This window comes from Chitinophaga japonensis (assembly GCF_007830125.1).
Taxonomy (GTDB): Bacteria; Bacteroidota; Bacteroidia; order Chitinophagales; family Chitinophagaceae; genus Chitinophaga; species Chitinophaga japonensis.
This window is the reverse complement of record NZ_VLLG01000002.1, coordinates 1,441,745-1,465,163: the sequence shown is the minus strand read 5'-3', so window position 1 is coordinate 1,465,163 and position 23,419 is coordinate 1,441,745. Positions and strand designations below refer to the sequence as shown.

Below are 23,419 nucleotides of genomic sequence, written 5' to 3'. Positions count from 1 at the left end.
GACGCAACAGGTTTTGTAAAACCTGTCAGGTCTTTTCCGAATTTGTTGCTTAATTTCAGGGAGCAAATCGGTCACTGCCGCTAATCCTGTCAATCTCGTATGCCTTCATCTCGTTACAAATCGGTTCTCCGCCTGCTGCGACAACTCTCTGTTTACCTGCGGATATTTGCCGTGTTCGCGGCAACGATCATTATCCTGGCACTGGCCGCCTGGAGCTGCTGGTGGCTGCCGCAAGGGGTGGATATCATCGTAAAGGCTACGGAAACCCGCTGGAGCGGCCTGGTGCTCTTGCTGATGCTGTTCTTCTGGGCATATGTAAGCTGGTACTCCGGACGTATACTGGCCTACCGCAAGGATAAACAGCACGACTGGCCGGACACGGGGTGGGCGCCAGTACTGCTCACCCATCTGCCGCGGCTGCTGGGTTACCTGTGCTTTGCTGTGATCGGGCTGGCCATCCTGCAATGCCCGGTGGGCATAGGCCCCCTGCCCCCGGGGTGGCTACCGGCATTACTGGCAGCGCATATCCTGCTGTACGCCGGCGTAAGCCGCCTGATGGACCGCTGGGGCGATCGCTTACTGGCCCGGCACCGCCTGCTGCCGGTTTGTACCTGGCTGCTGGCATCCCTGTTTGCCGCCCTGGTTTTCTGCGGGTGGATCAATACCGTGGCATCGCTGGTGGCCGGCATCTGCTGGATGCAGTACGCCTCCCTCTTCCTGGTGAACAACCGGCACAAGCTCAAGCTGAACACGGGTCACTGGGCCGGCAGACCGCTATTCTCATTTGTTTTGAGAAAAGTATGGGACGGCGCGGGCGGCGCCCGGGAGCGCATGGCGGAAGAGGCCCTGCTGTTCGCCATTTTTAACGGCATCAGCCTGGCGGCGGCCGTTTGCTATATCACCGCCATCTTTTGCCTGCCCTTTGCCAACAGCATCGGCAGCTTTCCTTTTGTGCTGCTGGCCTTTGGTATCCTGCTGGGCTTTGCCAACATGATCTCGCTGGTGACCATGCTTTCCGGCGTCAATGTTACGGTGGTGTACGTGCTGCTGGTGTTTGTGGTAGGCTCCCTGTTTGAGCCGCATTATGTGCGCATTTTACGGGACCGTAAAAGCGAGGTCAAACCCTTTAATGAGCGGCAGCACCTAGATGAGTTCTTTGCGCACTGGCTGCAGCAGCGGCAGGCGGAAATACAGCGGGACAGCATCTATCCCGTGTTCTTTGTACTGGCGGACGGCGGCGCTTCCCGCTCCGGTTACTGGACCGCAGCGGTGCTCAGCCGGCTGGAAGAAGGCTCCGAACGGCGGTTTTCCCGGCACCTGCTCTGCCTTTCCGGCGCTTCGGGCGGCAGTGTGGGTAACAGCACCTTCTTTTGCCTGCTGCAATTGCGCGACAGCATTTACCGCCAGCGCCACACCCTGCTGCGGGAAGCGCAGGATTACCTGAAAAGCGATTTCCTTACGTATACCCTTGCCCGTATGATGGGACCGGACCTTTTCCGGCCCGTATTTCCCTTTCCTTTTATTTATGACCGGGCCGCCGCCCTGGAATATGCGATAGAGCATGCCGCGCCGGACTCCGTGATCATACGCAAGGCCTTTCAGCAAAGAATGTCCGGCCTGATAGCGCGCTGGCAGGATAGCACCTACCGGCTGCCTATCCTGTGCATTAATACTACCCGCATGCAGGACGGGGTGCCGGGCATTGTCAGCAATATCCTCATCGACTCCGTTACTTTCGGCAAGCGGGTGGATGTGCTGGGACTGCTAAAACCGGGCGAGGATATGCGCCTGAGCACGGCGGTGGTGCTGGGGGCGCGTTTCCCTTATGTAAGCCCTGCCGGCCGTATAGAGAATAATTATTTTGTAGATGGGGGCTACTTCGATAATTCCGGGGCCGGGGCCGTGCATGAAATGATCCAGCAACTGCACCTCTGGACGCAGGACAGCGCCTGGTATGACCGCCATCCACGGCTCCGCTCCCTGCAACTGGATAAAAAGCTGCGCTGGTACGTGATCCATATTACCAACTCCAGTGTAGACCCCACGGCGTTAGAGAAAGTGCATCCTGTAGTGAATGATCTCCTGGCGCCCATGCAAACCCTCATCGGCTCCTACGGCACCCAAACCGTAGTGAACAACCTGCGCCTGATCCGCTACCTGCGGGAGCTGAACAAGGATACCACCTACTTCCCTATTTCACTGTATGAAAAAGATGACAGTAACACCTATGCCATGAACTGGGCCATATCCGATACCACTTTACGAAAAATGAACAACCGGTTGCATCATTATCCCCGGCTGAATTCCCTGGTAGAATGGATCCGCAACAATTTTAACCTGCCTGCCGGAGAGGTGTCCGAACTGGGCAAGGAGCAGTAAAGCCTTTGGTTACTTTTCACTTTCTTTTAACGCTTGCGTAATATTCCCTTAACGCAGGGGGTGGAACTTTGCGGCGACAAAACAAAACAATGAAACACATGCCCAAAACAATCGGTATGGCATTCGCCGCCCTGCTGCTGGCCGCTTCAGCCGCTACTGCCCAGGAGAAAGTTTTTGCTTACAACACCGCCGGCGCCAAGAGCGCTGCTTCCAAACATATTGTAACAGAAGCACCGGCCGCTTTTAAAGTAAAGCTTCTCCAACCGAAGAAAGATGCCCTGGTATTCCGCCTGAGCGTGGAGAACCCTGGCGCAGACAAGGTGATCCTGATGATAAAGGACCGCAACAGCAATGTGCTGCACCGCGAAGTAATACCCGCTACTCCGGTATTTACTGGCCGTTACAACCTGCAGGGCCTGGAAGATGGTAACTATACCTTTGAGCTGAGAAGCGGTAAGAACAGGATCGCGCAAAAGACGGTTGAGATCAAAACAGAACTGTCTGTAAACAGGACAGGATCAGTAGAATAGCCAGCTATTCGCTTTCCGCCCGCATTGCTTTATAAAGCACCTCCATGATGTTCTCCCTTATATGCATGGTGCTGAGCTTGAGATTCGCTCCACCATCAGGGCATACCCGGTTGCTGAGAAAAACAAACACCAGTTTATACTGCGGATCTACCCATACGCAGGTACCAGTAAACCCGGTATGCCCGAACGTGAGTGGTGACGCGCTCGCTGCCGGGTAAGGATGCTGCCGCCGGCTATTATCCAACTCCGGCTTATCAAACCCCAGTCCCCTGCGGCTGTTCCTGGTACCATAGGAAGTAAACAAGCGAATGGTTTCCGGTTGTATGAACTGGATGCCGTTATATTTGCCACCGTTCAGCAGCATCTGCATGATCACCCCCAGGTCCTGCGCATTGGAAAACAGCCCGGCATGGCCGGACACCCCGCCAAACATGGCCGCACCGGGATCATGCACATCGCCCCGTATCAACTGCCTGCGGAAAATATGCTCGAACTCGGTAGGCGCCAGCCGCTCCAGTTGAAACCGTTTCCTGGGCTGGAAGCCGGTAGTGGCCAGTCCCAGCGGTTCATAAAAAGTATTCCTCGCGTATTCATCCAGCGTTTGCCCGCTCAGCGCTTCCACTATCTTCCCCAGGAAAATAAAATCCATATCGCTGTACACATATCCCTGGCGGGGATTCAGCTTGCTGTCCAGCATGCGCTGGAACATTACCTTTACATAATTGCTGTCCATATACAGCTCTTCCGCTACCCGCAGGGTATGAACGGAATCTGCATGGGAGCGGTAGATACTGGAGTCCGGGAAGCCGTTGGGATACAGGGTTTCCTTATAGAAGGGTATGTAAGGCGCCAGGCCGGCCTGGTGCAGCAGCACATCCTGTATACGCAAACCGGCTTTGTCCGTACCGCGCATCCAGGGCAGGTAATCTCCCAGGGTGGCATCCAGGCGCAGCTTGCCTTCATCATACAGGCGCATGACAGACAAGGTGGTGGCGCAGATCTTGGTAACGGAGGCCAGGTCGTAAATGGTACCGGGCGTCACTTCTTCCCAGCGGTTGTAGCTGTAATAGCCAAAGCTTTTATTATACACCACCCGGCCGTCTTTCATGGCCAGTATCTCGCAACCGGGCGCCGCCTGGTTGTCCATCATCTCTTTTGCCAGCCCGTCTATCTGTGTCAGTACAAAGGAGCTCATCCCTACTTCTTCCGGCTCCGCTTTGGGCAAGGTGGCGTAGGTAGGCAGCACGTAGGTGATACCGGTACCGGAGGGCAGGCTTGGGCATACCGTTACCGGCAGCTTGCCGCCGGGGCCCAGCTTGCCAAACAGCAGGTCCGCTGCGGCCCGCTGCGTAACAGAATCATCTTCATAAGCCGCTACAATAGTGGGCGCCTCGCAGAAGTACTGCAATGCGTAAGGATTGCCAAAGGCTACCAGGGCGGAAGGCATTTCCTGCACCAGTTGCCGTACCAGCACCTTCTCCGCTACGGTAATGCCAAAGCTCCTGGCGGGGCGGCGGCTGTAATCGTGCAGCCCGATGATCACCGCTTTGTAGTCGCGCTGCAGGCGGTTTACCAGCGGCGCTACTTCCTGTATGCTTTGCCGGCTGGTAAAAAAATAGGTATCCACATCTTCCCGGTGGCCTTTTACGGCCTGCAGGAAAGCATTGCCGGCATCCGCACCTACGGCTACTACGGCCAGCTTCTTCTTACGGGAGGTATATGGCTCAAACGGGATCAGGCGGTTGTCATTTTTTACCAGGGTAATGGCCTGCCGGGCAATCTGCCGGCGCAGGGTATCCGTTTGCGCATTCAGGTCGGCCACCAGGTGGCTGGTATCTATCACCTGCGGGTTATGGAGGCCCAGGTGGTATTTGGCGACGAGCACTTTCTTTACCCGGCGGTTCACCTCCTGCCAGGAGATCTGTCCGCGCTGAATGCCCCGCATAATAGCAGCTACGCTGCCGGCGGCGGTAGAGGGCAGTATCATCAGGTCGTTACCTGCCAGCAATGACCGTAAGGACTCCTCACCATTATCGTAATACTTGGCAATCCCCTTCATTTCCAGTGCATCCGTTACCACCAGCCCTTTAAAGCCCAGCTCCCTTTTCAGCAGGCGGGTAACGGCATTGTAGGAAATGGAGGTAGGCGTATTGGGCCGTTTGTCAATGGCCGGCACGTACAGGTGGCCTACCATAATGGAGCCCACGCCGGCGGCAATGGCCTCCCGGAAGGGGTACAGCTCCAGGGAATCTAGCTGGGCACGGCTTTTACCGATCACGGGCAGGTCCAGGTGGGAATCCACATCCGTATCCCCATGCCCGGGAAAATGCTTGGCGCAGGCCATGATACCGGCGTCCTGCATGCCTTTTATAACGGCTACGCCCATACGCGCCACCTGGTATTTATCCTCACCAAAAGAGCGGTCGTTGATCACCGGGTTATTGGGATTGTTATTCACATCCATATCCGGCGCAAAGTCAATATGAATACCCAGGCGGCGGCACTGCTCGCCCATAAGGCGGCCGGCCTCCCGTGCCAGGGTAGTGTCCTGCAGCGCGCCCAGCATCAGGTTGCGCGGCAGGCTGATCACGCTGTCCAGGCGCATGCCCAGGCCCCATTCCCCGTCAATGGACACCAGCAACGGCACCTTGGAAATAGCCTGGTAATAGTTGGTGAGGTTGGCCTGCCTTACCGGCCCGCCCTGGAAAAAACATACGCCGCCTACTTTATTATTGCGGATATCGTTTACTACCTGGTTGACATGCTCCTGCCCCAGGTTGGAATGCGCCCTGATAATGATCAATTGCGCAATGCGCTCTTCCGGAGTAAGACTGTTAAAAACACTGTCGGCCCAGCGGGTGGCTGCGGCATCGTGGATGGTAGTGTCTCCTGCTGCTTCGTGTTGTGTAGGTTGTTGAGGCCCTTGTATGGCTTGTCCCGTCAAAGATATTCCCGTGAGCCCCAGTAGCAATAAATACTTCCTGATCATTTTATAAACTTACAAATATTATTTAAGTGAGGTCCAACGGATTAATGATATTACTTATACATCTGCTTTATGGCCATAAAATAAAGGTTTTACGGTGAATTTATATTTAAATAAATTTCATGTTTTTGAGCGAAAATTTAAATGCTGTTTACTAATACTGACAATTTTTTTATACTGTTTAATCAACCGTAATTTTATTACCAATACATTCAATTGTTTGTTATATTTGCAATCTTGCTAATTAAGTTTTTTTTAAAGAATCATGGTCAATATTATTTTATTTGGCCCTCCCGGTAGCGGCAAGGGCACTCAAAGTGCTAACCTGATCAACAAATACGGTCTCATTCACCTGAGCACCGGGGATCTGCTGCGGAGCGAGATAGAAGCGAAAACGCCGTTGGGCCTGGAAGCAAAAAAATTTATGGACCAGGGGCAACTGGTGCCGGATGAAGTAGTGATAGGCATGATCAGCTCCAAGCTGGACGCCAACCCGGATGCCAGGGGCTTTATATTCGACGGTTTTCCGCGTACCACTGCCCAGGCAGAAGCGCTGGATAAACTGCTGGCCCTGAAGAAAACCGCTATTGCCGCTGTACTGAGCCTGGAAGTGCCGGAAGACGAGCTGATAAAACGCCTGCTGAACCGTGGCCTTACCTCCGGCCGCAGCGATGATGCCAATGAAGATGTAGTGAAAGCCCGTATCGTGGAATATCATAACAAAACCGCCCCGGTGGCCGATCACTACGCCAAATACGGCAAGTTTAAAAAGATCAGGGGCAGCGGCAGCATAGAAGAGATATTCGGGCTGCTGAGCAAGGAGATTGACGAGCTGGTAAGCGAGAAAGTGTAAGCCTCCGCCCATAGCGTATTACAAACGATCAACATCATAAACGCAAAGAGCGAAAGTAGCGTGATTTGTAATAATTCACGCAAACTTCCCGATCTTTGCGTTTTTTATTTGGGCTAAAGCGACCAGGCAGTGGAAAAAGGCAATTTTGTAGATTATATACGGGTATTTTGCAGGTCCGGCAAAGGCGGCGCCGGCAGCATGCACTTCATGCGCACCAAATTCAACCCCCAGGCAGGGCCTGACGGGGGCGACGGGGGCCGGGGCGGGCATATCATACTGAAAGGCAATGCCCAGCTTTGGACGCTGCTGCACCTGCGCTGGCGCAAAAACGTCCTGGCTACCAACGGCGAGAACGGCAGCCGCAACAACTGCACCGGCCGCAACGGGCAGGATGTAGTGATTGAAGTGCCCCTGGGCACCCAGGTGCGCGACGAGGAAAGCGGCGAGCTGGAAGCAGAAATACTGCACGACGGCCAGGAGATCATCCTGCTGCCCGGCGGGCAGGGCGGGCGCGGCAACGCTTACTTTAAAACCCCTACCAACCAAACGCCGGAATACGCGCAGCCCGGCGAGCCGGGACAGGAAGGCTGGAAGCTGCTGGAGCTGAAAGTGCTGGCAGACGTAGGGCTGGTAGGATTTCCGAATGCCGGCAAGTCTACCCTGCTCTCCACCATTACCGCGGCCAAACCGCAGATCGCGGATTACGCCTTTACCACGCTCACACCCCAACTGGGCATTGTCCCCTACCGGGATGATAAATCTTTCTGCATTGCCGACCTGCCCGGTATCATCGAGGGCGCACACGAGGGCCGGGGCCTGGGGCACCGCTTCCTGCGGCATATTGAGCGCAACTCCGTACTGTTGTTCCTGATACCGGCCGATAGTAAAGATCACCGCAAAGAATTTGAGATACTGGTGAATGAGCTGGAGCAATACAATCCCGAACTGCTGGACAAACAATTCCTGCTGGCCGTTTCCAAGAGCGATATGCTGGACGAAGAGCTGCGGAAAGCTATTGCGGCAGAGCTGCCGGAAAACATTCCCCACGTGTTCATTTCCTCCGTGGCCCAGCAGGGGCTCAACGAGCTGAAGGACATGCTCTGGCAGGCATTGAACAACTAACATAGGCTCTCTTTATAGCCGCATAAATAATATCAGTTTGGGTGTTGCCCCATTCTTTCGGACCTTTGCATTGTCATTCAACGCAAGTAACCCCACCCTATTCCAATAACTCTCTAAACGATATTTATTTATGGAAGCACAAGAACCTGAATTAAAATTCCGTACCCGCAGATGGGTAAAACCCGAAGACCTGAATCCCAACCATACCCTTTTTGGCGGCAGCCTGTTAAAATGGATAGATGAAGAAGCGGTGATCTATGCGATCCTGCAGTTGAACAATCCCCGTGTGGTGACCAAGTTCATTTCAGAGATCAATTTCATCAGCGCCCCGCGCCTGGGGGATATCATTGAGCTGGGCATTGTAGCCACCGATTTTGGCCGCACCTCCATTACCCTCAAGTGCGAAGTAAGGAACAAGATCACGCACCAGCCGGTACTGGCCATTGAAAAGCTGGTATTCGTAAATGTAGATGAGAACGGGAAACCCGTACCACACGGTAAAACGGCCATCACCTTTGCCAGGGACCGCCTGAACAACGATGCGGCCACTTTGAACTAATAATGCCCGCTTACAGGGACACCTTCCCGCTGCCGGCCCGGTAACGGATCACCCGGCTGCCGGTAAAAAGAATGCCCAGCGCCAGCAGGGAACAGGCAGCCATTACGCCCGTCATGGGAAAAGTGCTGTGATCACTTTTGCTCAACAGGCTCACCGCAACGGAAGCCAGTGCGCCCAGTCCCATTTGCAAAGCGCCCATCAATGCAGAGGCGCTGCCGGCATGTTTGGAAAACGGCGCCATGGAAAGTGCGGAAGCATTCGGAAAAATAAATCCCGCGCAGGACAGGAACACAAATATCAGCCCCAGTGTACCTGCTAGTCCTACCCATCCGTTACTGGTGCCGGTCACCAGTATAATGCCTGTAATAGCCTGGAAAATGAGCGCCGCCCGTATGATCTGCTCGCTTTTATATTTCCGGAGCAGCAGGCTGTTTACCTGCCCCGCCCCTATCAGCCCCGCGGCCAGCAAAGCAAAAATGAGGCTGTACTGGGTGCCGCTTACCTTAAATATTTCCAGGAAAACATACGGCGATCCCGCTACGTAGGCCAGCAAACCGGCAAATACAATAGCGCCTGCAAATGCATAGGTGGTGAAGCGCCACTCCTGCACTACGAACAGGAAGCTGCGGACAATAGGCGCGGGCAGCAGCGAATAGGAAGGGTCCGGCTGGTAGCTTTCCGGCAATCCCCAGTAGGAGCCCGCCAGTATCACGGCGGCCAGCACGGTGAGGATGATGAAGATATAATGCCAGCCCAGGAATTCCGTGACATAACCGCCTACCGCCGGCGCCAGCATGGGCGATACGCCTACCACCAGCAGCAGCATGGAAAACACGCGGGCATTATCTTCCACCGGGAAAAGATCGCGCACCATGGCAGTAGCGGCTACGGTGCAGGCACAGCAGCCCAGCGCCTGCAAAAAGCGCAGCACGATCAGCGCCTCCACGGAAGTGGCTACCACGCAGCCCAGGGAGGTGAGCAGGTATACTACTAACCCTATATGCAGCGGGCGCTTTCTGCCAAAACGGTCCAGCAGCGGCCCGTACAGCAGTTGCCCCGCAGAAACCCCGATAAAAAAGCTGGACAGGGAAAGGGATACCTCCGCAATGCTGGTGTGCAGGTCTTTTGCAATGGCCGGGAAACCCGGCAGGTACATGTCTATAGAAAAAGGCGCCAATGCGGTAAGGGCGCCTAATATCAGTATCAGGAAAAAATGTTGTCGCTTCGTTCTTGCCATACATGCAAAGCTACCGGATACCGGCAGCATTTGCACTTACTAAATCCCGGTATTCATTGTACTTATGAAGGATGTATCTTGTTGCTCTCCTTTACTTTTACCGGCACCGGCCGGATGTCCCATACAATGCCCAGCAGGCCCAGGAAGCGGATAATGTAATAGGTGATATCTATCTCCCACCAGTAGAAGCCCTGGCGTGCGGCGCTCTGGTAATAGTGATGGTTGTTGTGCCAGCCTTCGCCCAGGGTTACCAGGGCCAGTATCAGGCTGTTGCGGGACTGGTCGCCGGTTTTGTAGCGCTGCCTGCCGATCTTGTGCATCAGCGAGTTAATGGTGAAAGTGCCGTGAAAAAGCAGGATGGTGCTGAGGAAGAACCCGATGAACAGGGTAGACAGGCCGGCGCTCCAGTCAAAGAAACCGGCGCCGTTCACCTTATTGCCGATCAGGTATACCGCCAGCGCCAGTATTACGGGCGGTACAAAATGATATTTGTTCAGCCAATACAGCTCCCGGTGTTTCATGTCCTTGATCAGGTCAAAGCGGGTGGGCTTGTACTCCGGCCCCATGATCCAGCCAATGTGCGCATACCAGAACCCGTAGAGGTTGGCGGAATGCGGATCTTCCGGCGTATCGCTGTGCTTGTGATGTATGCGGTGATTGGCGGCCCACCAGAGCACGCCTTTCTGAAAACTGCTTTGCGCGCCAAATGCCAGTATGAACTGGAAGAAGCGGGAGGTTTTGAACGAGCGGTGCGAGAAATACCGGTGATAACCTCCGGTTACAAAGAACATTCTTGCCACGTATAATACAGCGCACACAATCCAGTCAAATGTGCGCACATGGGTAAAGAACGCCAGGAATGGCACCAGGTGTATGCCGATAAAGTCCAGCTCATGCAGCCAGTTAGGATGCTTCCGTTGTTGTATCGCGGTACTCATAATAGTCAAAAGTAGGGCGATAATTTGTTGTATCCAATGATTAAAATCATATACCGTAATTTCTTAACGGAATGGTGACCAATAAAAAAGCACTCATCCCGGATAACCGTTACAAGTGCCTGTTGTGTTGAGCCAACCATGGGATTCGAACCCACGACCTACAATTTACGAAACTGTTGCTCTACCGGCTGAGCTAGGTTGGCTTAAATTGTCACAAATTTAATGATCCTGCTCTTATTAATAACAGGTGCACGAAAATTTTCTGCCATTCCCCAAAACGGTACCAATGTTGTACCCCTCTATTCTAAAAGCGCTATGAAAAAGAAACGTCCCGCCTGGCACATCGGTACATCCGGCTGGAGCTATAAGCACTGGAAAGGATTGTATTACCCGGAAAAAATGAAACCCACGGACTACCTGGCGTTTTACAGCCGGGAATTTGACTGTACGGAGATCAATACCAGCTTCTATCATTTACCCAAAACGCAAACCGTGCTCAACTGGGCGGACAAGGTGCCGCCTTCTTTTATTTTCTGCCCCAAGCTGAGCCGGTATATTTCCCATTATAAAAAACTGCGTGACCCTGCAGAAAGTATGGAGGTATTCTTCCGGGTTTTTGACCAGGTACAGGAGCGGCTGGGGCCTATCCTGGTGCAATTGCCGGCTCATGTCACCTTTGATGCGGGTGTGGCCAGGGAATTTTACAGCCTGCTGGCAAACACCTATCAGCCATATGATTTTTCCCTGGAAGTACGGGATAAAAGCTGGTTCAGCCGTGAAAGCCTGTCGCTGATGGAGGAATTTGGCGTAGGCCTGGTCATTGCCCACTCCGGCAAGCGCTTCCCGTACAAAGAGGCGGTTACGGCCCCGCATATTTACCTGCGTTTTCATGGGCCCGGCGAGCTGTATGCGTCCAACTACGCCACCGTGTCCCTGCGCGCATATGCCCGTAAATGCGGGCGCTGGCTAAAGGAGGGGCACAACTTATGGATATTCTTCAACAATGATGTATTTGGCTACGCCCTGGACAATGCCCGCAAGCTGAAGGAACTGATGCAGTAAATACCTGCTCCGGCACATTGGTACCTTACATGCCCAGGCCGCCCAGCATGCCCCCGGCTACGCCTTTCATTTCCGCCTCCCAGGCGCCTTCGGCATTTTTCAGCGCACGGTTCAGCGCCGTGATCAGCAGGTCTTCCAGCTCCTCCTTATTTTCTGCTGCCAGCAGTTGCTCTTTTATTTCAATACCTTTTACTTCACGATTGCCCGTCACCGTTACTTTTACGGCGCCGTCCCCCGCTTCTCCTTCCACGGTGATATTGGCCAGTCTTTCCTTGCCTTCCTGCATTTTCTGCTGCGCTTCCTGCAGCTTGCCAAAAAGATCTCCGAACATATTGCGATGATTTAAGGCTACAAAGATAGGCGTTCCCCCGCTATACGGTTATATGCGCCAATTCCTTATCTTTCCGGTTAATTTCATTGACAGGCATGCTCGAAACAAAAGTTTGCATCATAGGCGCCGGTCCCGGGGGCGCTACCGCCGCCCTGCAACTGGCGCAACTGGGTATAGAATGCGTGGTGGTGGACAAGGCCGTCTTCCCCCGTGACAAGGTTTGCGGGGATGGCCTGAGCGGCAAGGTGATCACGGCCCTGGAGAATATTGACCCCGGCATTGCGCGGCGCCTGCAGCAATACACGGAGAAGCTGGATAGCTGGGGCGTGACCTTCGTATCGCCCGGCCGGGAAAGCATGGAAGTGGCCTACAAACCTCATTACAATAAGCTGGTGGACGAGCCGGCAGGCTTTGTCTGCAAACGCATCCATTTTGATAATTTCCTGGTGGACGAGCTGAAGCGCCGGCCGGATATGATCCGCCTGTTTGAAGGCATTGCCATTGACAAATACGAGCTGCAGGACGATGGCTACCTAGTCTCCGATGCCGGCGGCGCATTTACGGTAAAGGCGCAGCTACTCATCGTGGCCAACGGCGCCCATTCCTCTTTTACCAAAGAAGTGGCCAACATCCGTATGGAGCCCGCCTATTATGCGGCCGGTGTAAGGGCCTATTATAAAAATGTAAAAGGCACCCATGCGGATAACTTCATTGAGCTGCATTTCCTCAAGCCCCTGCTGCCGGGCTACCTGTGGATATTTCCCCTGCCCAACGGCGAGGCGAATGTAGGTATGGACATGATCAGCGAAGCCGTGCGCAGCAAAAAAGTGAACCTGAAAAAGCTGCTTACGGAAACCCTGCAGAATGATCCCGTGTTCAAAGAACGTTTCCGGGATGCGGAAATTACCAGCAGCATTGAGGGCTACGGCCTGCCCCTGGGCAGTAAAAAAAGAACGCTTTCCGGCCCCCGCTACATGCTGGTAGGCGATGCGGCCTACCTGGTAGATCCCTTTACGGGAGAAGGCATCGGCAATGCACTGTATGCAGGCCGTATTGCGGCGCAGCAGGCCTCCGCAGCCCTTGAGGCCAACGATTTTTCAGCCAGCTTCCTGGCCGCCTATGATGATGGCGTGTACCGCGTGCTGGGGCCGGAACTGCAGTTGAGCCACCGCCTGCAAAAACTGGTAAAATATCCCTGGCTGTTTAACCTGCTGATGAAAATGGGCACGCGCAATAAGCAGTTGAAAGAGCTGATCTCCTGTATGTTCTACGAGGTGGACCTGCGTAAAAAGCTGGCGCAACCTTCTTTCTATATCAAATTGTTGTTCAATAAATAGCTTTGCCTGTGAAACAACGTTTAATCCTGCTGCTGTGCAGCATTACCCTGCTAACCGGTATGAACAGCTACGCACAACAAGGTTTGTATATCCATAAAGAGAACGGGCACCTGCAGCTCACCCTGGCAGGCGCTTCGCACCTGGCCGGGCTGCCGCTCAAATGCATGCAGCAGGAGTTCCCGTACAAGACCGGGGTGGTGTTTACTGACAGCTCGCTGGTAAAGAACCCCCGCAGCTACCACCCGGCCTTTTATGGCTGCTACGACTGGCATAGCAGCGTGCACGGCCACTGGATGCTGGTACGGCTGCTCAAGTCATACCCCCAGCTACCAGAAGCTGCGGCTATCCGGGCCAGGCTGACGGCCAACCTTACCGCGGATAATATTCATATTGAACAACGCATTTACCTGGAGAAGGAGAACAAAGGCTTTGAACGCATCTATGGCTGGAGCTGGCTGCTGCAGTTGCAGCGCGAGCTGCTCACCTGGCGGGACCCATTGGGCAGCACACTAAGCCAGAACATACAGCCGCTGGCCCGGCAATTCTCCCGTGCTTATATCGCGTTCCTGGACAAGCTGGTGTACCCCATCCGCGTAGGCGAGCATACCAACCTGGCCTTTGGCCTCTGCCTGGCCTGGGACTATGCCGTAACGGCAGAGGACACGGCGCTGCAAACGGCCATCACCCATGCCGCCATGCGCTTCTATGCGCAGGATAAGGCATGCCCGGTAAGCTGGGAGCCGGGCGGGTACGATTTCCTGTCGCCCTGCCTGGAAGAGGCGGACCTGATGTGGCGCATTATGCCGGCAGCACAATATCAAACCTGGTTAAAGGAATTTTTACCCGGGCTATTTAACTCCCCTGTTGACATATTTTCCATTGCGCAGGTAAAGGACCGTACAGACGGTAAACTGGTGCACCTGGATGGCCTGAATTTCAGCCGGGCCTGGTGCCTGTACGGCATTGCCAGGCATGTTACGGAAAACCAGGCGGCCATCCGGCAACTGGCGCGGCAGCACCTGGAAGCCGCACTGCCGCATGTGGTGAGCGGCGACTATGCCGGGGAGCACTGGCTGGGGTCATTTGCCGTATATGCCCTGACGATAGAGAATAATGATCAGTAGCTTTTTCACCTGTTTATCCAAGTAATTATACCTATGTACCGCTTTTTTTATCCCTGTATGCTGGCCCTGGCAACGATATTTGCCGGCACTCCGTTGTCTGTTACTGCGCAGCATAACAACTTCAGCATAACGCCCGCGCCGGGCTGGCTGGCCCCTTACGCACCGGACCTTCAAAAAACACCGGACCTGCGTGAAATAAGCAGCGGTTACTACCTTCGCCTGCTGGAAGAGCAGTATCATGCTGAGCATAACAGCCAGTACCGTCATGTAATCCGGCAGATCATTTCCGAAGCCGGCGTACAAAATGCGGCGGAGGTATCAGTAGATTATGACCCTGCCTACGAAAAATTAAAATTCCACCAGCTCCTGGTCCGGCGAAACGGAAAGATCATCAACAAACTGGATGCAGGGAAGTTCAAGTTCCTGCAACAGGAAAAAGAACTTTCCCGTTTTATTTATAGCGGGTTATATACTGCTTATTTCATTATTGATGATGTTCGCAAAGGAGACCAGATTGAGTACTCCTATACATTAGAAGGAAAGAACCCGATCTTTGAGGACCGGTACTTTAATACTTTCTACCTGGGCGCGGATGAGCCGATCGCAAATTTTTACAAGTGCCTCCAGGCCTCGCCTTCCCGCAATATCCGGTTCAGGTCCTTTAACAAGGCTCCGCTGCCGGTGAAACGCGTGTTCAATGGAATAACGCTTTACGAATGGGACAGCCTGCAAATTATCACGCCGCGGAACACCAGCTACAACACCCCCTCCTGGTATAATGCCTATGCAAAGGTACAGGCCAGCGAATATACAACCTGGGAAGAGGTGGTAAACTGGGCATTAAAGGTAAACGCTGTGCAGCATATTACACCAGCACTGCAGGCCAGGATCGCTTCCTGGCAAAAAGAGAGCGGCAGCAACAAAACATTATACATGCAAAAAGCGGTCAGGTTTGTCCAGGACGAGATCCGCTATATGGGTATTGAAATGGGCGAATACTCCCATCGGCCCAGTATGCCGGATAAGGTATTGGCCAGGCGCTTTGGCGACTGCAAGGATAAATCGCTGTTGTTATGCTCCCTGCTGCAGGCCAATGGTATCGACGCCAGTTTAGCCTATGCCAACACCTATTTCAAAGGCAGGCTAACAGACTATTTACCCTCTCCGGTACTATTCAACCATGCTATTGTATATGCAACCGTAGACGGGAAAAGCTACTGGATAGACCCTACGATCAACTATCAGCGCGGACCTGTAAGCAACATCGCCATACCAGACTACCAGAAAGCGCTGGTTATTAGAAAGGGGAATACCGATCTAAGTGATATCATCCCGGCAGCATCGGGCAAAACGAATATCACTGAATCATTCACGCTTCCGGCGGATAATGAGAAACCGGCGCAATTAAAAGTTATTTCAAATTACAGCGCCGGCTTTGCTGATAATATACGCTCCTTCTTTGCAGAAACAAGTATGAAGGACCTGGAGCGCTCCTACCTGGACTACTATAAAAGTATTTATGGCAATGTAACGGCAGATACAACCGTCCAGGTCGTGGATTCTGATAATCCCAACCTGTTTGAAGTGACAGAAAGCTATGCGTTGCAGGCCCCCTGGAAAGCGGACAGCACGGTCAAAGGCAGGCAATTGTTCTATGTGCAGGCAAAGATACTGACCGATCTGCTGCCGGTGATAGCGACAGATACCCCGGATGCTCCTTTAGCACTTAAGTATCCTTATTCCCTGGACTATGTTATTACCCTGCACATGCCCGAAGACTGGTCGCTGGAAGACGAAGCGCTTCATATAAAAAACAGGTATTACCGGATCGACTTTACCGCTTCCGTTTACGGAAGAACGGTGAAAATGCACTACCAGTATGAATCCTACCAGGATCATGTGCCGGTAACAGCGTTGGCGACCTACCGGGAAGACCGTCGTAAATTGGGCGAAGTGGCCGCTTACACCTACTTCTGGACGCCAGGTGCAGGAGCTGCATCCGGGAAAACAGGTAATACGGTAAGCTGGCTAATGCTGACGCTGGCCATGCTGTTTGTGGGGATTTTTAGCTATATCGGGGTGAAGTTCTACAAAAGGTCTGTGCTACCCGTCAGGCAGGACATAGACCCCTGGCCCATTGGAGGATGGCTGGTATTAATGGGCATCGGTATCATCATTTCACCGCTTACCCTGCTGATAAGTACGATTGAAAACGGCCTGCTCTCCAACAGCACCTGGGAAGCCGTTATCCATGCTGACGACAGCCAGGTAAGGCTGTTGGTAATGATAGCAGAACTCGCCGCCAATGCATTTTTATGGGTATATTCCATATTGCTCCTCGTCCTCTTTATAAAACGCCGGGACACCTTCCCCGCGGCGAACATAGTAGCCTATGCGGCAGCGCTGACCCTGAATGTGCTGGATCATGTGGCGGTGGGTGCATTGAATAATTCCTTCGACTGGCGGCCCGATGAAATAACCACGATCACCCGTTCTATCATAGCGGCTGCTATATGGATACCTTACCTCCTTAAATCGGAACGTGTAAAGCACACCTTTGTAGTGCCACATTCCTCCGCACTACCGCCCAATGAGTACCAACGCGAAACATGAAAACAGGTGATCAGTAATCGATCGTCTCCGAATCAAATATTACTACCCTATCCCACAGGTGTTGGCAATGCTCTATAAACGCCTTGTGTATAGGATGCTCCTGGTAAATATCATGGTCCGCTTTGTTTTTGAACACGGTCAGCTCGCAGTAGCTGTAGCTTCTGTCAATTACCGGGCGGTCCGTATCTGCAGGCTTGCCCAGGTTAAATACCTGTATCGCCTCTATCTGGCCCAGTGAGCTGACGCCTTCCTCGAATTTTTTGATGTCCTCGGCAGAAAGGCCGGGTTTCAGGTAAAAGTTTACCACGTGTACAAACTTCTTATCCTTGGGTTGCAACATAATTATTCTGTTTTAGCGGCTGCCAAGTTAGGCGTTGTATGTTTAAAAATCAAACCGTCCTTCATTACAAAGCATACTTTACCCATACTTTGAATGTCCTGCAGCGGGTCTCCGTCCACGGCTACAATATCCGCCAGCTTGCCGGGCGTAATGCTGCCCAGTTGATCTTTCATGCCCAGCAGATCGGCAGCATGTATGGTGGCGGCTTTAATGGTTTCCATCGCGGGCATGCCCCCTTCCACCATATAGGAAAACTCCAGCCAGTTCCTGCCGTGCATGAACACGCCGGCATCCGTACCAAAGGCGATCTTCACCCCGGCCTTATAGGCCCTGGCAAAAGTGCCTTGTAGCTTCGGTCCAATGGTAAGGGCTTTGGGTTGCACCAGGGCCGGGTAATAGCCGGGTATTTTGGCGGAATCCGCGGTAGAGCGGCCGGCTATGATGGTGGGCACATACCAGGTGCCATATTGTTTGGCCAGCGCCATGGCCTCGTCATCCATTAAAGTGCCATGCTCTATGGAATGAACACCGGCACGTATAGCGCGCTTTATGCCTTCCGCGCCATGCGCATGGGCGGCTACGCGCATGTTGTAGTCCCGGGCGGTTTCCACGATGGCTTTCAGCTCTTCCTCCGTAAACTGCGGGCTGCTGCCGTCTTTGGCTACGCTCAGCACGCCGCCGGTAGCGGTGATCTTTATAAGGTCCGAGCCGTATTTGTAGGCCTGCCGCACGGCTTTACGGCAGTCATCCGGGCCGTTTACCACGCCGGCTTCGGGGCCGGGATCGCCCATCAGCTCCCGGCGGTAGCCGTTGGTAGGGTCTGCATGGCCGCCCGTAGTGGCAATGGACTTGCCGGCGGTAAATACCCGCGGTCCCTTTACCAGTCCCTTGTTGATGGCATTGCGCAGGGAAATGTTCACACCACTGCCGCCCAGGTCGCGTACGGTAGTAAAGCCCGCCATCAGCGTACGCTCCGCAAATACGGCGCTCTGGAAAGCATAGTCGGCAGGATTCAGGGTAAACTTTTCCGTATAGGCATTTTTGTTGGTCTCACTTTCCAGGTGCACATGCATGTCCATCCAGCCGGGTGTAACGGTCTGCCTGCGCAGGTCTATCACCTTGTCCTGCGCGGCGCCGTTTACAAAACCGTCTTTCACATCACTGATCCTGTTGCCGGTGATTATGACGGACACATTTTTACGGGGCGCATCGCTGATGCCGTCAATGAGGGAGCCGCAATGCAGTATAACAGACTGGGTATACGCGCTGCTGAAACCTAGCAACAAAAGCGCAGTGAGCAAGTTGGTTTTCATACGCAGGGTTTTCTATAAATCTAATCCCTAAAATCGTAAAACGGAAATGCGCCCTTAACTGTTTTGTGCAATGTATTTCCGGATGCTCCGGTTATTCACCAGGTATACCAGCAGCAGCACCACCACGGCTGCCACAAGTGTGCCTGCACCCGGCCAGGCAGATACATACATGGCGTGCGCAGCCAGCATGCGGGAGGCCCCCCACTGCAGCAGTGCCACCAATACCAGGGCGGCAACGCCGGTAACAAGATACAGGGGGGCAAACTGCCGCAACAGGTAGCGGCGCAACTGTCCGGGCCCCGTGCCCAGCATCACCAGCAACTGTATCTCCCTTTTGCAGGAGGCAATCACCAGTTGTATGAACATGCTGAACACCAGCAGGGCAAACAGCAGCAGCACCAGGCCAAAAAAACCGATCACGGATACAATGGTCTGTACGATCAGTTTGGTCTTGCTGTATTTTACCTTATCCTGGTTGGTGGTATAGCCATTATCTTCCAGGAACTTTACCAGGGTCGGGTTGGAGGGGTCGCGGGTCCTGATCACCACGCGGGAAGGCGCTGCAGCCGCGCCGCTGCCAAAACGTTCGTTAGCCCATTCCATAAAGGAGGCCGGCACCAGGAAGGAGGAAATACGGTCTGAGAACCCGGCGATGCGGCCGGTAAATTCGGCGGACAACAACCCTTTGGAGATGGTGATCTTCACCGGTAAATTCTTTACGGTTTCCTGCGATACCTGCGGCAGGCCCTGGCTGAGCGCAAAGCCGAAATTATACAGGTTCAGGAAATCGTTGGGCAGTATAATGGGAATGCTGCGCTCCCCTTCCTTCCATTCCCAGGCTTCGTTCTGCACATCTATAAAGGAATCCGGTACGGATTCAAAGAACATGTCCGTATAGAACTGCAGGTCGCCGGGGGCGGCAGCAGTTACTTTAAACTGGCTGGAGATAATGAAGCCGGCTGCTTCCACGAACGGCTGCTGCCGGATCTTGTCCATCTCTTCCGGGGTGAACATGCTTTTTTCCGGCTGTCCCATCATGGCGTTGGTGATCTTTTTGTTGATCACCAGGAAATCCGCGCTCTCATTCTGGTTCTTGCCGCTGTACAGCAACTGGTTAAAATCGGTATGGGCCTGTATGGCCACCAGCAGTAGCAGCATGGCAATGCCCAGCCCCAGGGTGGCCATCAGCAGGCGGCCTTTGCCGATGCCGGTTTGTATGATCTTTTTTAACAGCGCAAAAAAAGGAAGCATGCAATAGTTTTATAAATGATAATTGACATCATACGCAAAACGGTGGTCGTTATCCAGGTCCGTTAGTATGAACCCCGCCTGCCGGCCCTTGCATTCAGCCGCTATCAGGTCGGCGGCGCGTTGCGCATTGTCATCGTCCAGGTGGCTGAAAGGCTCGTCCATGAACAACCACCGGAAAGGCTGCACCAGCGCACGTATAATGGCAATGCGCTGCCGCTCCCCATAAGAAAGGGTGCGGCCGCTTTGCGGCAGCACATGGGTCACCTGCAGGCGCTCCGCCATTTCCAGCACTTTTTCCTGTGTGCAGTACGGCCTGGGCAGCATGAGCCGCTTCAGCTCTATGTTCTCCAGCGCCGTCAGTTGTTCAAAGAGGCGCAGGTCCTGGAATATAATGCTGACCTGCTGCTGCCGCATGGCCGCCAGGGTTTCCTTGTCATAGGCCTGCCAAGGCTGGCCGTTTACCAGCACCTGCCCCGTATAGTCGTTCCGGATATGATACAGGTAATGCACCAGGGTGGTTTTACCGCTGCCCGACGGCGCTTTTATCTTCACAAAGCTGCCGGGTGCAAAGCTTAACTCCTTATTCCAGATATCGGAGGGGCGTTGCTGTAGCTTGTCGCGCAGGGGCAAAGGTACCAGGTGGCTCAATTCGATCTGCATAGCTGCTAATATATCGTATATTGATCAACTAAAATCTAAACCCTCAATTTATGGAAAACATTCAACAACAGGTACACGTTTTACGTAAGCAAATGCGGTACCTGCAGTGGTATGCGCTGGTCTGCTCCCTGCTGGTGATCGTGCTGCTGCTGTCCGCCTTTCGCAAAAGCGGGGAACAGGGTATTGTAAAATCCCTGCGGGCGGAAAAAATAGAGATCGTGGAAGCAGACGGGACGGTGAAGCTAAGCCTCTTTAACAAAAAGCACCTGCCCCCGGCAGTGATAGACGGTCATAAACTTCCCCGGCAGGGCGGCGGCGAATCCGGGCTGATGTTCTACAACGAGGAAGGCGAAGAATGCGGCGGGCTTATCTATGATGGCGCCAAAGGAGATAACGGTGCCAGCATTACTTTTGACCAGTACAAGCAGGATCAGGTAGTACAATTATTGCATAGCCAGCGCAGCGGGATGAAAGGACTGATCATCAACGACCGGCCGGAGAAAAGTATCGCGCTTACCTTTTCAAAAGTAGAGGAGATCCGCCGTTCCGGCAAGGACAGCGCCGCACAGCAACAGGCCATCAGCGAACTGGCAGCACAGGGCTACTTTGGCCACCGGCGCATGATGGTGGGACAAACCGGCCGCTCCACCGGCATGTTCGTATATGACAGCCTGGGTAATAAACGCCTGGAAATGATGGTGAATGAAAAAAATATGCCCGTGATCGTGTTCTATAATGAGAAAGGCAATGAAGTGAAAAGGATCAGCTATTGAACAAAAAAGAATATCAAATGTAAAATGCTAAATGTAAAAGTAAATGCAGTGATACCCGCATTCCGGTGCATTCGGTGCATTTACTTTTACATTCAATATTTTACATTTATCATTTTACATTCCTACTCCTCAGGCGCCGCTTCCGTGGCTACCGTAGTATCTTCCTGCACGCTTTCTTCTTTCACTTTTTGCTCCCTGTAATATTTGGCGGCGGCGGTACCCAGGTTTACCAGTTGCACCAGGCTGTTCTCCTGCTCATTCTTAAAGGTGAGCACTACCTGCGATTCCTGCATCTTACCGTTGAAAGGCTGGCTTACAGCATGCAGCTCTTTCAGCAGGTTTTTGGCCTGCAGGGCCAGCGGCTTGCCGTCTTCCGGCATTTCGCTTTCCGGTATCTGCTGCATGATCTTTTCAAAGTTTACATACATCCCCAGGGGATTACCTTTTATCTTCCCGGTAAGATCATTGTCCAGCTTAGCCTTGCCATTACCGGCCAGGTAGGCTTTCAGCAGTGCGCTGTCTGATGCTGCCGTTACCAGCTTATCGTTGATAGATACGGCGGGCATATTGGGGCCCTGCATGGTAGGTACATACTGGTCGCCCTGTTTTTCAAAGAAGCCTTTTACCATGGGGGAGTTCATCAGCTTTTCAAAAGCGGCCTTGTCGCCCACTTTCATGGCAAATACCCATTTGCTGTCCGTGCTCATGGTGCTGTCTTCCGGGTAGAAAGGCAGGGGCTTTTTCTTCATTTCAAAGTCAGAGGCCACAAATACCATCTGGCCTTTGAAAGCATTCAGCACATCGTCCAGGGTAAGGCCGGACTTGCCCATCATCATATTTACAATACCGTCTGTACCGGTGCTTTTAATAATATCCCCGATCATGCGCAGGTCAAAGCCATAGGCTACAAAAGCGCTGATATCCCCGGAGGGATATTTTTCCAGCATATCCAGGTCCACGGTATTGTTACCGTATTTCTTATAGATATCGGCCAGGGCCTCGCCGGCATAGGAACGGCCGTTCATCACGATCTGGCCCTTGTCAAAATCAACGGTGCCGGCATAGTAGCAGTCTTCCAGCAGCTTTTTGAAGTTGGCGGGCAGCATGGTGAGCTGGTTGTTGTAGATCACTTCGGGGTGCACAAAAAAGCTCATGTCGGCGCTTTCCTTCAGCAGGTCCTTAAAAGCGGGGATGGAACCGGCGGTCTCATTGTCCTTCAGGTGAAAGAGCTTGTCGGCCACAGCAGCCCAGGTAGCGGCTTCGCCTTCATCTTCCGCAGTAATGGCCACGGCCGGCTGCGGGGTGGCGGCATCGGCGTCCTCTTCGTCCATGCTGTCAGGCGCATCCGGCCCCGGGAACCCGGGAACAGGGCCCCTGCCGCGCTTCTTCAGCTCATCCATATCAAACGGATGCAGGTAGATCACGCTGCTTTTAGTCCAGGCTACCAGGGACTGATCGTCCTGCAGCCAGGCATACGTAAAGTCATTTTGGGTTTTGGAGGTAAAACCGGGAGCGCTCTTTTTCAGGAAGGCCTCGAACCTGGCGGCGTCTTTCAGGCTGCCGGTAAACATGGCGTAGGAGTTGTTGGCCTCGCCGAATACCACGGAAGCAAAAAAGTTGCTGTTCAGGTCTATGCCGGAGTTTTCCGCATCCCGGATGGCTTTAGCGGCCTCGCTGGCAGTATCTTTCTCCTGCAGGGCGGCAAAAAGCTTGTCCATCGTAATACCGTTGGTAACCAGCTTCTGCACTACCTGCTTGCTGTTGATACCCAGCACAATACCCGCATCCTTGGGAATGTGCTTGCTTTCCTCCGGTATTTTGGAACAACTGCTGAATACAGCAGCGGCGATCATGGCGGTTAACAAAACCCGGAAAATTGTACTGTGCTTGAAATGCATAAGAAGGGATTCAAAGATTTAAAAAATGATGAATGCGTAAAATTACACAAATTTCCTCCTTCCATATACAATAAACCAATTCCGGCAATAGTTTTATACCTTTGCAGAACGGT

The 23,419-nt window shown here is 53.2% G+C and carries 19 protein-coding genes and 1 tRNA gene; 10 read left to right on the top strand and 10 right to left on the bottom strand.

Going from position 1 to position 23,419, the window contains the following annotated elements; genetic code table 11:
• Positions 1-99: 99 nt before the first annotated feature.
• The gene (locus LX66_RS05895; RefSeq protein WP_145710949.1) at positions 100-2,379 is read left to right on the top strand and encodes a patatin-like phospholipase family protein; all 2,280 of its coding nucleotides are present in this window, start codon (positions 100-102) and stop codon (positions 2,377-2,379) included.
• Positions 2,380-2,477: 98 nt separating this feature from the next.
• Positions 2,478-2,909 (top strand): hypothetical protein, encoded by a 432-nt coding sequence (locus tag LX66_RS05890; RefSeq protein ID WP_145710948.1) that lies wholly within the window; start codon positions 2,478-2,480, stop codon positions 2,907-2,909.
• 4 nt (positions 2,910-2,913) lie between these two features.
• On the opposite strand, the gene LX66_RS05885 is transcribed toward LX66_RS05890, so the two are convergent.
• A complete protein-coding gene (locus LX66_RS05885; RefSeq protein WP_145710947.1) occupies positions 2,914-5,898 on the bottom strand; it encodes a glycoside hydrolase family 3 N-terminal domain-containing protein in 2,985 nt (994 codons plus the stop codon).
• A gap of 262 nt (positions 5,899-6,160) precedes the next feature.
• Between LX66_RS05885 and LX66_RS05880 the strand changes: the two genes are divergently transcribed.
• The 3 genes from LX66_RS05880 (at position 6,161) to LX66_RS05870 (ending at position 8,429) form a co-directional block, all read left to right on the top strand.
• On the top strand, positions 6,161-6,748 hold the full coding sequence (locus LX66_RS05880; protein WP_145710946.1) for an adenylate kinase: 588 nt from the start codon (positions 6,161-6,163) through the stop codon (positions 6,746-6,748).
• A gap of 129 nt (positions 6,749-6,877) precedes the next feature.
• A complete protein-coding gene (obgE, locus tag LX66_RS05875) occupies positions 6,878-7,870 on the top strand; it encodes a GTPase ObgE (RefSeq protein ID WP_145710945.1) in 993 nt (330 codons plus the stop codon).
• A 130-nt stretch (positions 7,871-8,000) separates the two neighbouring features.
• Positions 8,001-8,429, top strand: coding sequence for an acyl-CoA thioesterase (locus LX66_RS05870; RefSeq protein WP_145710944.1), 429 nt, complete (start codon positions 8,001-8,003; stop codon positions 8,427-8,429).
• 10 nt (positions 8,430-8,439) lie between these two features.
• Here LX66_RS05870 and LX66_RS05865 read toward each other — a convergent pair whose 3' ends face one another.
• The 3 genes from LX66_RS05865 to LX66_RS05855 form a co-directional block, all read right to left on the bottom strand.
• Positions 8,440-9,666: a multidrug effflux MFS transporter gene (locus LX66_RS05865; RefSeq protein WP_145710943.1), complete on the bottom strand. Its 1,227-nt coding sequence runs from the start codon at positions 9,664-9,666 to the stop codon at positions 8,440-8,442.
• A gap of 62 nt (positions 9,667-9,728) precedes the next feature.
• Positions 9,729-10,604, bottom strand: a complete 876-nt coding sequence (locus LX66_RS05860; protein WP_145710942.1) for an acyl-CoA desaturase — start codon at positions 10,602-10,604, stop codon at positions 9,729-9,731.
• A gap of 130 nt (positions 10,605-10,734) precedes the next feature.
• Positions 10,735-10,807 (bottom strand) — tRNA-Thr (locus LX66_RS05855).
• A 112-nt stretch (positions 10,808-10,919) separates the two neighbouring features.
• On the opposite strand from LX66_RS05855, the gene LX66_RS05850 reads away from it, so the two are divergent.
• Positions 10,920-11,666: a DUF72 domain-containing protein gene (locus tag LX66_RS05850; protein ID WP_145710941.1), complete on the top strand. Its 747-nt coding sequence runs from the start codon at positions 10,920-10,922 to the stop codon at positions 11,664-11,666.
• Between the two features lie 25 nt (positions 11,667-11,691).
• Here LX66_RS05850 and LX66_RS05845 read toward each other — a convergent pair whose 3' ends face one another.
• Positions 11,692-11,997, bottom strand: coding sequence for a YbaB/EbfC family nucleoid-associated protein (locus LX66_RS05845; protein WP_145710940.1), 306 nt, complete (start codon positions 11,995-11,997; stop codon positions 11,692-11,694).
• 95 nt (positions 11,998-12,092) lie between these two features.
• Between LX66_RS05845 and LX66_RS05840 the strand changes: the two genes are divergently transcribed.
• The 3 genes from LX66_RS05840 to LX66_RS05830 are packed head-to-tail and all read left to right on the top strand — an operon-like array spanning position 12,093 to position 17,071.
• Positions 12,093-13,334 carry an NAD(P)/FAD-dependent oxidoreductase gene (locus LX66_RS05840; RefSeq protein WP_145710939.1) on the top strand — a complete coding sequence of 414 codons (1,242 nt, stop codon included), beginning with the start codon at positions 12,093-12,095 and terminating at the stop codon, positions 13,332-13,334.
• An 8-nt stretch (positions 13,335-13,342) separates the two neighbouring features.
• Positions 13,343-14,458, top strand: coding sequence for a DUF2891 domain-containing protein (locus LX66_RS05835; protein ID WP_244620305.1), 1,116 nt, complete (start codon positions 13,343-13,345; stop codon positions 14,456-14,458).
• 33 nt (positions 14,459-14,491) lie between these two features.
• Positions 14,492-17,071 carry a DUF3857 domain-containing protein gene (locus LX66_RS05830; protein WP_145710938.1) on the top strand — a complete coding sequence of 860 codons (2,580 nt, stop codon included), beginning with the start codon at positions 14,492-14,494 and terminating at the stop codon, positions 17,069-17,071.
• Positions 17,072-17,081: 10 nt separating this feature from the next.
• Here the strand turns inward: LX66_RS05830 and LX66_RS05825 are convergent, their stop codons facing one another.
• From LX66_RS05825 to LX66_RS05810, 4 genes are read right to left on the bottom strand one after another with little or no spacing between them, the layout of a single operon-like run.
• Entirely contained in the window at positions 17,082-17,411 is a 330-nt protein-coding gene (locus tag LX66_RS05825) for a Dabb family protein (RefSeq protein WP_145710937.1), read from the bottom strand.
• A 2-nt stretch (positions 17,412-17,413) separates the two neighbouring features.
• Positions 17,414-18,724, bottom strand: coding sequence for a metal-dependent hydrolase family protein (locus tag LX66_RS05820; protein ID WP_145710936.1), 1,311 nt, complete (start codon positions 18,722-18,724; stop codon positions 17,414-17,416).
• A gap of 54 nt (positions 18,725-18,778) precedes the next feature.
• Positions 18,779-19,975 carry an FtsX-like permease family protein gene (locus LX66_RS05815; protein WP_145710935.1) on the bottom strand — a complete coding sequence of 399 codons (1,197 nt, stop codon included), beginning with the start codon at positions 19,973-19,975 and terminating at the stop codon, positions 18,779-18,781.
• Between the two features lie 9 nt (positions 19,976-19,984).
• Complete coding sequence (locus LX66_RS05810) at positions 19,985-20,635, bottom strand: ATP-binding cassette domain-containing protein (RefSeq protein WP_145710934.1); 651 nt, start codon at positions 20,633-20,635, stop codon at positions 19,985-19,987.
• A 50-nt stretch (positions 20,636-20,685) separates the two neighbouring features.
• On the opposite strand from LX66_RS05810, the gene LX66_RS05805 reads away from it, so the two are divergent.
• Positions 20,686-21,408: a hypothetical protein gene (locus LX66_RS05805; RefSeq protein WP_145710933.1), complete on the top strand. Its 723-nt coding sequence runs from the start codon at positions 20,686-20,688 to the stop codon at positions 21,406-21,408.
• 122 nt (positions 21,409-21,530) lie between these two features.
• Here the strand turns inward: LX66_RS05805 and LX66_RS05800 are convergent, their stop codons facing one another.
• Positions 21,531-23,306 (bottom strand): DUF4836 family protein, encoded by a 1,776-nt coding sequence (locus LX66_RS05800; protein ID WP_145710932.1) that lies wholly within the window; start codon positions 23,304-23,306, stop codon positions 21,531-21,533.
• Between the last annotated feature and the right edge of the window lie 113 nt (positions 23,307-23,419).